Here is a 10,775-nt window from a genome sequence, read left to right as displayed (position 1 = left end):
GGAAGAGTCCGGGGCGGGCAGCGGTGAGTGTCGGCCCGGTCATGCGGTGCTCGATCCGATCGATGTCGCGGCCGGGTACGTGGTGTCGGCGATGGCGATCTCAGCCAGGCGGGCCGAGCGGATGATCACTTTCGCGTTCGATCTGCACACCCGGTATCCGGCGATCCTGTCCGCGATGACGCAGGGGCGGCTGGATCTGCAGGCCGCGAAGATCCTGGCCTCGCAGATGGCCACCGTCCACGTCGATGTGCTCGAGGCGGTGCAGCGGCAGGTCGTCGAGGAGTATCTCGCCGCGATCGAGGGCGGGGTGCGGTTGGGCGAGAAAGCCATCCGCGGCAACGTCGATGCGATCATCGCCCGCTACGACGCCAACGGGATCCGCCTGCGCCGTCAGGAAGCGGCCCGCACCCGCGGGGTGCGGTTCCATAAGGGCGTCGATGGCATGTCGAGTGTGTCGGCGATCCTGGCCACCGAGGAAGCGGCCGTCCTGGCCGAGGCCCTCGACCAACGCGTGAAAGACCACAAGTACGCCGACGCCCAAGCCGCCGCCAACGCCCAAGTCGACACCGCCGACCCCGGCGCCGGCGGCGCGGGCGATCGCGCGGCCGCTGGCGAGGTCGAGGATTACTCGATCGCCGAACGGCGCGCCGACGCCCTGATGTCCCTGGTGTGCGGCGATGCCGGCCTTGCTGGCACCTCTGCCCGCTCCGGCCGGTCGGGCGCGCCTGGTGCCGGGGTGGCGTTGCGGCCGAAGGTCACCGTCATCGCCACCGGCAACACCGCCCGCGACGCCGGCGGCGCCCGGGTGGAGTTCACCCGCACCGGCCAGGCCGCCCTGCAGGCCCTGCTGGACATGCTCGCCACCAGCGACGGGGCCACCTTCGAGCCCATCGACCCGCGCATCGGGGCCGCCGACGACTCCCGGGCCGCCCTGAAATACCGGCCCAGCGCCCAGTTGGCCCGCCGGATCCGGCTGCGGGACGGCACCTGCCGCCACCCCGGCTGCGCGATCCCCGCCGAGGCCTGTGATCTGGATCATGTGGTGCCGTTTGATCACGCCGACCCCCGTCGGGGCGGGCACACCATCGAGGCCAACCTGGCGGCGATGTGCCGCCGCCATCACCGGTTCAAGACCTTCTCCGACTGGATCTACGAACTGCAGCCCGACGGCACCCTGACCGTGCGCACCCCGGACGGTTCGACCATGCTCACCCGACCCTCCGGCCCGCTGGCCGAGTACCGGCGTGAACAGGCCCGCGCCGAAACCGAGGCGTGGACCCGGCAGCAACGCCGCAGCCCCGACCCCACCGGCGACGAGCAGGCCGACGCCGAGCCGACGTTCTGGTCCCGCCGCGCCTCCCGCCACCGCACCGAACGCCGCAACGCCGAACGCACCCGCGCCTACGACCCCACCCCGCCCGCTCCTGGGACCGGCACGGCCGCCGGGAACGGCACAGGCACGGACGCCACCAGCGCCAGCGCCACGACCGGCGCGGCCACCGACACCACGCCCGAGAAAGCCACCCCCGCCAGCGCCACCCCAGAGAGCGCCAGCCGCTGGTGGGCCCGCAACAAACCCCACCACAGCGACATCGAAAAAGGCATCCGCGCCCTACTCCACGAACGCCTCGACGAACTCATCGACCCGCCACCCTTCTGACACCACGAGGGCCGCGCCGGGCATGACCGGCGCGGCCCTCGTCGGGGCCCGGGTGGGGCCACCAGTGGGTCAGACGAAGCGGCGGCTGACCTTCTCGGGCAGGAGCGTCAGCAGCGGGCCGATCGCCTTCCACGGCTTGGCGGGAACCAGCGCGCGGGTGGGCTCGGCGTCGATCGTCTTGACCAGCGCGTCGACGCCCTCGTCGAACTCGGTCATCAACGCGGTCTTCACCGACCGGTTGATGTCCGTGCGGATATACCCCGGGAGAATGTCCGTCACCTTGATCCGGCTACCGGCACTGTCGAGCTCGGCGTACAGGCCCTGCGCCAGGGCCGAGACGAACGCCTTGGTCGCGCCGTAGGTGTTCTGCGCCTTCGGCATGCCGCGCAACGAGCTCACGGACGAGATGAACACCAGGTGCCCCTCACCTCGAGTGAAGAGCCGCTCCATCGCCGCCTCTGCCTGGTTCAGCGTGCCCACCACGTTCACCATCGCGGTCTCCCGGTTGGCGTGCGCCTTCCCCGTGCCGATCGAGGCGCCCTTGCCCAACCCGGCGTTGAGTACGAACCGGTCGATGCCGCCGAGCTCGGCGTCCAGCTCGCCGAACACCCGCTCCACGGCGTCGCCGTCAGCCACGTCGAGCTCGCGAACCGCCACCGTGATCGAGGGATTCGCCGCCAGCAGTTCGGCACGGAGCTCCTCCAGGCGGTCCAGGCGCCGCGCGCACAGCGCGAGATTCTTCCCCTGCGCGGCCCAGCGGCGGGCCATTCCCTCCCCGAGGCCAGAGCTGGCACCGGTGATCAGAATCGTCTTGCGGTCGGTCACGAGTTCTCCTCCGTTGGCGATGCGCCCAGTGTGGCACGACGCGGCTGGCAGGACGGGCAACGGTAGGCGATGCGATCCAGGGAGTCGCTCGGTTCGTCCGGGTCCGCGAGCCCTCCGAGACGGAACGTCTCCACCTCGGTCCCGCACCGGCGGCACGGCTTGCCGTCGCGGCCGTACACCCACAGCTCGCGCCCGCGCCGTGTGTCGCCGGTCGTCACCCGGACTGTGCGGTCGGCGTTGGCCACCAGCATCCGCCGCGCCAGTGTGACCATCGCACGGAGGTCCGGCACGACCTCGACGGGATCCCGCGGGTCCACCCCGCGTAGGAAACACAGTTCCGCCCGGTAGACGGTCCCTATCCCGGCCAGATTGCGCTGGTCGAGCAACGCCTCGCCGATCGTACGGGCGGGCCGCTCGCCGATCCGCCGCACGACCTCGTCAGTGCTCGTCACCGGGTCCCAGTCCGCGCCGAGGAGATCGGGCCCGAGGTGGCTGACGGCGCGGTCGGCCTCGGCGGGGGTCAGTGCGCGGAGCAGTCCGAGTTCCGTGCCCACCACCTCGACGTCGCCGGCACGCAGGAGCAGCCGGACGGTGTGCGCGGGGAACCGCCACCGGTCCCCCGCACGCAGGACGTGGATGCGGCCCTCCATCTTGAGGTGGATGTGGAGGGTGACGGGGTCACGGCCCTGAGCGTCGGGGCCGACGACGACGAAGAGGTGCTTCCCCCGGGACCGGGCCGTCACCACCGACCTGCCCGTGAGATCGACGGCAGCGAACCTCGGCACACGGAGCTCACTCCTGTCCAGGGTCCGCCCGACGAGGGCCTCGCGGACCCGCGCCGCAGCCCGGTGCACCGAATCACCCTCGGGCACGGTTCACCACCCCAGTTCGCGGCAACCGACGACCCCGGCGGTCTCGATCTGCACCGTCACGTGCTCGATCCCGTGCTCCTCCAGGAGGACGCGCCGAGCCTCGCCGAGCACCTCTGAGTGATCTGCGACCGGGTCGACCACCAGGTGCACGGTACCCACGTCCATTCCCGAGGTCAGTGTCCACAGGTGCAGGTCATGGACCTCCTCGACGTCACGCAGGGCTCCGAGCTGGGCCTCCACCTCCACCGGATCGACGCCGACGGGTGCGTGCTGGGCGAGGACCGCGACCACCTGCCGTCCGAGCACCACCGCGCGGACCACGATGAACACGGCGATCGCCACCGCGACCATCAGGTCCCACACCGTCGACCCGGTCGCCCGCATGAGCAGCGCCGCCACGATCACACCGACGGACCCTGCCGCATCGGCGAGCACCTCGAGGTACGCGCCACGCACTGCCAGACTCTCGTCGGACCCGCTGCGCAACAACAGCAGGGAGATGACGTTGATGACGAGTCCCAGCGCGCCGACGACGAGCATCGTCCCGGTGGCGACGGAGGCGTCGGAGCCGAGCCGACCGACGGCCTCGATCAGGACGTACACGCCCATGCCGAGCATGATGAGCACCGCCAGGCCGGAGGCGAAGATCTCCACGCGGTAGTGGCCGAACGTCCGGCGGCCTGATGCGTCGGGCCTGGTGGCGACCACCGTGGCCAGGAGGGCCGCGCCAAGTGCCACCACGTCCGCGCCCATGTGGCCGGCGTCGGAGAGGAGGGCGAGGGAGCCGGAGACCAGGCCGGCGACCAGTTCGACCCCGAAGAACGCCGCCGTCAGGGCGAACGCACCCCCGAGGCGCGCCCGGTATCGCCCACCGGCGTGGCCGGAGGGACGACCATGGGAATGGCCCGCACCCATTCGACAACACCCCTTCCAACACATGCACTAATGCGCATATTCTAACTATTCGCCGTGGCCGACTCAAGATGTGGCCGACTCAAGATGCGGACGTTCAGCGGCGGATCCGCAGCCCCTTGGGAGTGATGCCGAAGCCGGCGGCTTCGAACGCCGCGGCATGGGACGAGGTGTGGACGGGCTCGCCACCGAGGGTGGTGACGGTGAGCGCGCCGACCGCGCCGGACTTCACGGTTCCGGCGAGCGCCGTCGCAGCGGCCGGGACGGCACCGGCGCGGTCGTCGAGGACCAGCACGGTTCGCCCGCCGCGTTCGACGAACAGCACACACACGCCGTCGACCAGCACCACCAGAGCTCCCGCCTTGCGACCGGGGCGGTGTCCGGACCCGTTCCCCGTGCCCTCGCCACCCGCGGCCCCGTCACCGGTCGTGCGTGCGGAGGGCCAGGGCAGAGCCGCCCCGTAGGGGTTGGCGGGGTCGGTCGCGGCGAGGACCCGAACGGCGGGCTCGTCCGCACCGGATGGCCAGTGGGCGTCGTCCGCGGTGTCGTCGAACGTCCGCAGCCGATCGGTGGTGTTGCCGGCGGCGAACTGGGCGGCACCGAGGCCGTCGACGAAATACCCGCGCCGACAGCGGCCCGAGTCCTCCATCTGCGCCAGTACCTTGTACACGGCCGCGAACCCGCCGGGGATCTCCTCGGCCTCCACCGCGCCCCGCGTGACCACACCATGACGCAGTAGCAATGTCTCGGCCCAGGCGTGAGCACGCAGCGTCGCGTCGGTGACCGGCTCCGGCACCAGCGACCAGCGGCCGGCGAGCACGGGGGGCGTCCTCGTCCCCGCGGCGACGGCGCCGTTCAGTTGGGCCATGGTCGTCCTGCCCAGCCGGGCACGGCGGGGCCGGGCGGAGGTCCGGGACGAACGGTGCGCGGTCCCCGACCCCGACGAACCACCGCCGGCCAACACCGCGCGCAGCGGCGCGAGGGTGTCATTGGTGACCACCCCGTCCCACACGAGGTCCCACAGTGCGTCGCGGACCGCGGCCTCGGTGATGGGTGGCACGGGGTCGGTGGGCACGGGGTCTGTAGGCGCGGTGTCGGTGGGCACGGTGTCGGCCGCGTCTTTCACCTTGGCGACGATGTCGCGGAAGAACAGGGCGCCGCCGCGCAGGGAATCGACGACGGCGAGGTGGACCGGCCCCTCCGGCTGCGGTCGATCGAGGGGCAGGGTCGCACCGGCCGAATCGGCCGGGTGCAGGGAGACCCAGCCGTCGCGTGAGCCCGCCCGACCGCGCCCGCTCCAGATGACCTCTCCCCCGGCCAGGAGTTCGTCGAGCATCGTCGGTGAGTAGTCCCGCACCCGGGGTGCCAGGATCAGCGGTTCGAGAGCGGAGGCGGGCACCGCGAGTCCGTCGAGCTGCTCGACCACGGCGAGCACCCCGTCCACGCCGGACTCGGCGCCCGACTCGGCGCCGGCCGCTGTGCCCGCACCTGCTCCGCTGCCGAGGCTCTGCCAGCCGGGCAGGAAGCGGCCCAGCGCGGAGTGCGAGACCGGCTCGATCTGCGATCGCAATGCGGCGAGCGAGCGGCGACGGATGTGCCGCAGGACCTCGGCGTCGCACCACTCGGGGCCCGTCGCGCCCGGACGGAACTCACCGGCCAACAGCACCCCGGAGGAGGTGAGCCGATCGAGAACGCCGCGGGCGACGGCCACCCCGAGCCCGAAACGCTCGGCGACCGCGTCGACGGTGAACGGGCCGTGGGTACGCGCGTAGCGCCGGACGAGCTCGCCGAGGGGGTCGGTGACATCGCCGAGGAACGCCGACGGCACCCCGGGCGGCGGCGGGACACCCAGCCCGTCGCGGAGTCTGGACACGTCTTCGACGCCGGCCCACCACGTCCGGCCGGAGTGCTCGACGGTGACCACGCGCCACGCCTCGGCCAGGGAGGCGAGCCAGGCGGGGGCGGCGTCGGGGTCGGCGGACCGGGCCGCGACCTCCTCCACCGTGAGCGGGCCCAGCAGGCGCAGGAGATCGACCACGGCCTCGGCGTCGCGGGCGGCGCGATCGGGCTCGAGGTGCTGCAGCCGCCGTTCGATCGAGTCCAGGACCTCGATGTCGAGCAGCTCACGCAACTCGACGCGACCGAGGAGCTGACCGAGCAGCGACGGGTCGATCGCGAGCGCCGCCGCCCGCTTCTCCGCCAACGGGGAGTCGCCCTCGTAGAGGAACGCCCCGACGTAGTCGAACAGCAGCGACTGCGCGAACGGCGAGGCACCGGGTGTGTCCACCTCGACGATCCGCACGGTGCGCGACTCGATCTCGGTCAGGATCCGCTCGAGCGCGGGGACGTCGTAGACGTCCTGCAGACACTCGCGCACCGCCTCGAGGATCATCGGGAAGTCCGGGTAGCGGCGCGCGACGTCGAGCAGCTGCGCCGACTTCTGCCGCTGCTGCCACAACGGCGCCCGCCGGCCGGGGTCGAGCCGGGGGAACAGCAGGGCGCGCGCGGAACACTCACGGAAGCGGGAGGCGAACAGTGCGGACCCGCCCACGTGCCGGGTGACCAGGTCCACCGCCTCCTCGGCCCCGATGGCGAACGTCTCGGCTCCCGGGCGTGCGCTCACCTCGCCGTCGTCGCCCATGTCCGGTACCCGGAGGATGATGCCGTCGTCGGACACCACCGGCACCGCGTCGAATCCGTGCGCGGCGGCGAGCCGGGCGCGCACGGCCTCCGCCCACGGCCAGTGCACCCGCGCCCCGAACGGCGAGTGGAGCACCACCCGCCAGTCGCCGACCTCGTCGCGGAAACGCTCCACGACGAGCGTGGTGTCGCTGGGTACATGACCGGTGGCCTCGCGCTGTTCGGACAGGAAGCGCCGGAGATTGGTCGCGGCGTTGGCGTCCAGGCCGGCGGCGTCCAGCCGGGCGGTGGCCTCCGCGTCCGTGCCGCCCGCGACCTCCCGCAGGAAACCGCCCAGCGCGCGGCCGAGCTCGGCGGGCCGACCCTGGTCGTCACCGAGCCAGAACGGCAGCCGACCGGTGCCGCCGGGCGCGGGGGTGACCAGCACCCGGTCATGGGTGATCTCCTCGACGCGCCAGCTCGAGGCCCCGAGCGCGAACACGTCACCGACGCGGGACTCGTAGACCATCTCCTCGTCCAGCTCCCCGACGCGGGTGGCCTTCTCCCCCACCATGAACACGCCGAACAGTCCGCGGTCCGGGATCGTACCGCCCGAGGTGACGGCCAGCCGCTGGGCGCCGGGGCGGCCGGTGAGCGTCCCCGCGTCGCGGTCCCAGACCAGGCGCGGCCGCAATTCCGCGAAGTCCGCCGACGGGTACTTGCCGGCGAGCATGTCGAGCGTGGCCTCGAACGCCGACCGCGGCAGCCCCTGGTACGGGGCCGTGCGCCGGACGGCCGAGAACCACTCCTCCACGTCGATCGGCTCCAGCGCACACGCCGCCACCGTCTGCTGGGCCAGGACGTCGAGGGGGTTGGCGACGACCGACAACTCCTCGATCGCACCGGCGAGCATCCGCTCCACGGTCACCGCGCTGTGGACCAGGTCCGCACGGTGCTTGGGGAACACCACCGCCCGGGAGACCTCACCGACCTGGTGACCGGCACGGCCGACGCGCTGCAGCCCCGACGCCACCGACGGCGGTGACTCGACCTGCACCACCAGGTCCACCGACCCCATGTCGATCCCCAACTCGAGGGACGACGTGGCCACCACCGCCCGGAGCCGGCCCGACTTCAACGCGTCCTCGATGAGCGCCCGGCGCTCCTTGGACACCGACCCGTGGTGCGCCATCGCCAACTCCGGCGGTGCGCCCCGCGTGACCTCCGAGGGCACCATCACCTGCGCTGGCGGTCGGGCCGGGGGCTCGGGCAGGGACCCGGGGTCGGTGTCCTCGGCGTAGATCTCGTTGAGGCGGGCGGTGAGCCGTTCGGCCAGGCGACGGGAGTTGACGAAGACGATCGTCGAGCGGTGCGCGGTGACCAGGTCCACCACCTGCCGCTCGACGTGCGGCCAGATCGACCCCTGCCCCGGCGTGCCCGCTGGTGCGGACACATCCGGGGCGGCCGAGGACAGGTCGGTCATGTCCTCCACCGGGACCCGCACGGACAGCTCGAAGCTCTTGTCCGACCGCGGCGCCACCACGGTGACCGGGCGCTCACCCGCCAGGAAGCGGGCCACCTCGGAGTGCGGCCGGACCGTCGCCGACAACCCCACCCGCTGCGCGGGCGCGTCGAGCAGCTCGTCCAGACGCTCGAGGCTCAGCGCGAGGTGCGCCCCGCGTTTGCTGCCGGCGACCGCGTGGATCTCGTCGATGATGACCGTGTCCACGTCCGTCAGGGTCTCGCGGGCGGCCGAGGTCAGGAGCAGGAACAGCGACTCGGGCGTGGTGACCAGGATGTGCGGAGGCCTGGCCCGCTGGCGGCGTCGCTCGTCCGGCGGGGTGTCACCGGTCCGGATCCCCACGGTCACCTCCGGCGTCTCCGTGCCCAGCGCCGCGGCCTCCCGGGCGATCCCCGCCAGCGGCGCCCGGAGGTTGCGCTCGACGTCCACGGCCAGCGCCTTGAGGGGGGAGATGTAGAGGACACGGGTGCCGGGCCCGGACGCGCGGGCACTCCCGGCCGCACTGCCCGGGTCGGGTTCGGCCGGGCCCAGGAGCAGTCCGTCGAGCGCGGCGAGGAACGCCGACAGCGTCTTGCCCGAGCCCGTCGGTGCGACGACCAGGGTGTGGGCACCGCCCGCGAGGGCCGCCCACGCGCCGGACTGCGCGGCGGTGGGCGCGCCGAACGCACCACGGAACCAGGAGGCGGTGGCCGGGTGGAACCGGTCCAGGGCGACGGACATGAACACATGATGTCGTACGGCTACGACACACGCCGTGACACGGACGGGGCTCCGTAGAGTGTGCTCATGCGCGATCTCGACGACCACGACCTGGCTTCCCACCTCGCCACCGGCATCGGGGACATCGTCCGGGGCACCCGCGCGGGCGGCCTGCTGCACGGACGTTCGCTCGCGCGTGTGGCGAACGACGTCGCCGAGGACTGGACCGGCGAGGTACTCGCCGTGCACCGAGCGGACGACGGGATCCTCTCGGAGGGGGTCGCCGACGATCGCAGCCGCCTCGCCAAGTCACGGGTGTGGATCATCGACGTGATCGACGGCACCAAGGAGTTCTCCACCGGCCGGTCGGACTGGTCGGTCCACGTCGCGCTCGTCGTCGACGGCCGGCCCACCGTCGCCGCCGTCGGACTCCCCGACGCCGGCCGGGTGTTCCGGTCGGACCAGGTCGACCACGTCGACGGCCCGAGCTCGGGGACCATGGTCATCAGTCGCAACAACCCGCCCGCCGGGATCCACGAGGTCGCCGACGAGCTCGGGCTGCACGTGCGGCCGATGGGGTCGGCCGGCGCCAAGATGCTCTCCGTCCTGCTCGGCGACGCCGATGTCTATCTCCATGCCGGCGGCCAGAACGAGTGGGACCAGGCGGCGCCCGTCGGCGTGGCGCTCGCCGCCGGCCTGCACGCCTCCCGGATCGACGGGTCGCCCCTCGAGTTCAACAAGTCCGACACCTACTCCCCCGACATCCTGGTGTGCCGCCCCGATCTCACCGAGAAGGTGCTCGCCGTGACGGCGGGGCACCCGGTCTGGACGGCGTGAACAGAAAGCTTGAGTAGACTTGAGCGCCATGACCGTCCCCACCCCGTACGAGGACCTGCTCCGGTTGGTCCTGGAGCAGGGCACCCCCAAGGCGGACCGCACCGGCACGGGCACACGCAGCCTGTTCGGCCACCAGCTGCGCTACGACCTCGCGCAGGGGTTTCCGCTGATCACCACCAAGCGCGTCCACTTCAAGTCGGTGGCATACGAGCTGCTGTGGTTCCTGCGCGGCGACTCGAACGTCGGGTGGTTGCGCGAGAACGGCGTGACGATCTGGGACGAGTGGGCGGACGCCGACGGTGAACTGGGGCCCGTGTACGGGGTGCAGTGGCGCTCGTGGCCGACCCCCGACGGCGCCCACATCGACCAGATCGCCGCGGCCGTCGAGTTGCTGAGGGCCGACCCGGACTCGCGGCGCAACGTCGTGTCCGCGTGGAACGTCAGCGAGTTGTCGGAGATGGCCCTGCCGCCCTGCCACCTGCTGTTCCAGTTCTACGTGGCCGACGGCAAGCTCAGCTGTCAGCTGTACCAGCGCAGCGCCGACCTCTTCCTGGGCGTGCCGTTCAACATCGCCTCCTACTCCCTGCTCACCCACATGGTGGCGCAGCAGGTGGGACTCGAGGTGGGCGAGTTCATCTGGACCGGCGGCGACTGCCACATCTACGACAACCACGTCGAGCAGGTCCGCACACAGCTCTCGCGGGAGCCGTACCCCTACCCCGAGCTGCGGCTGAACCGCGCCCCGTCGATCTTCGACTACACCTTCGAGGACTTCGAGGTCATCGGCTACGAGCACCACCCGGGCATCAAGGCCCCGGTCGCGGTCTGA

General features: G+C 72.1%; 7 protein-coding genes. 3 read left to right on the top strand and 4 right to left on the bottom strand.

Features of this window, described 5'->3' with window-relative positions; genetic code table 11:
- A partial coding sequence (locus tag AC3DEV_RS02875; protein ID WP_488371226.1) for an HNH endonuclease occupies positions 1–1,660 on the top strand: 1,660 nt, incomplete at its 5' end.
- A 69-nt stretch (positions 1,661–1,729) separates the two neighbouring features.
- On the opposite strand, the gene AC3DEV_RS02870 is transcribed toward AC3DEV_RS02875, so the two are convergent.
- The 4 genes from AC3DEV_RS02870 to AC3DEV_RS02855 form a co-directional block, all read right to left on the bottom strand.
- On the bottom strand, positions 1,730–2,485 hold the full coding sequence (locus AC3DEV_RS02870) for an SDR family oxidoreductase (protein ID WP_132061553.1): 756 nt from the start codon (positions 2,483–2,485) through the stop codon (positions 1,730–1,732).
- Complete coding sequence (locus tag AC3DEV_RS02865) at positions 2,482–3,357, bottom strand: DNA-formamidopyrimidine glycosylase family protein (RefSeq protein WP_488371225.1); 876 nt, start codon at positions 3,355–3,357, stop codon at positions 2,482–2,484. Before AC3DEV_RS02865 ends, AC3DEV_RS02870 begins: the two co-directional genes overlap by 4 nt.
- Positions 3,358–3,360: 3 nt before the next feature.
- A complete protein-coding gene (locus AC3DEV_RS02860; protein ID WP_325767438.1) occupies positions 3,361–4,272 on the bottom strand; it encodes a cation diffusion facilitator family transporter in 912 nt (303 codons plus the stop codon).
- A gap of 94 nt (positions 4,273–4,366) precedes the next feature.
- Entirely contained in the window at positions 4,367–9,130 is a 4,764-nt protein-coding gene (locus AC3DEV_RS02855) for an ATP-dependent helicase (protein ID WP_488371224.1), read from the bottom strand.
- Between the two features lie 66 nt (positions 9,131–9,196).
- Between AC3DEV_RS02855 and AC3DEV_RS02850 the strand changes: the two genes are divergently transcribed.
- On the top strand, positions 9,197–9,946 hold the full coding sequence (locus AC3DEV_RS02850) for a 3'(2'),5'-bisphosphate nucleotidase CysQ (RefSeq protein WP_488371223.1): 750 nt from the start codon (positions 9,197–9,199) through the stop codon (positions 9,944–9,946).
- Between the two features lie 28 nt (positions 9,947–9,974).
- Positions 9,975–10,775, top strand: a complete 801-nt coding sequence (locus tag AC3DEV_RS02845; RefSeq protein ID WP_488371222.1) for a thymidylate synthase — start codon at positions 9,975–9,977, stop codon at positions 10,773–10,775.

The sequence above is a fragment of the Dietzia sp. IBK-p2-15D genome (assembly GCF_057773105.1).
Note: the sequence above shows the minus strand (reverse complement) of the source record. Positions and strands in the feature narration are given on the sequence as shown.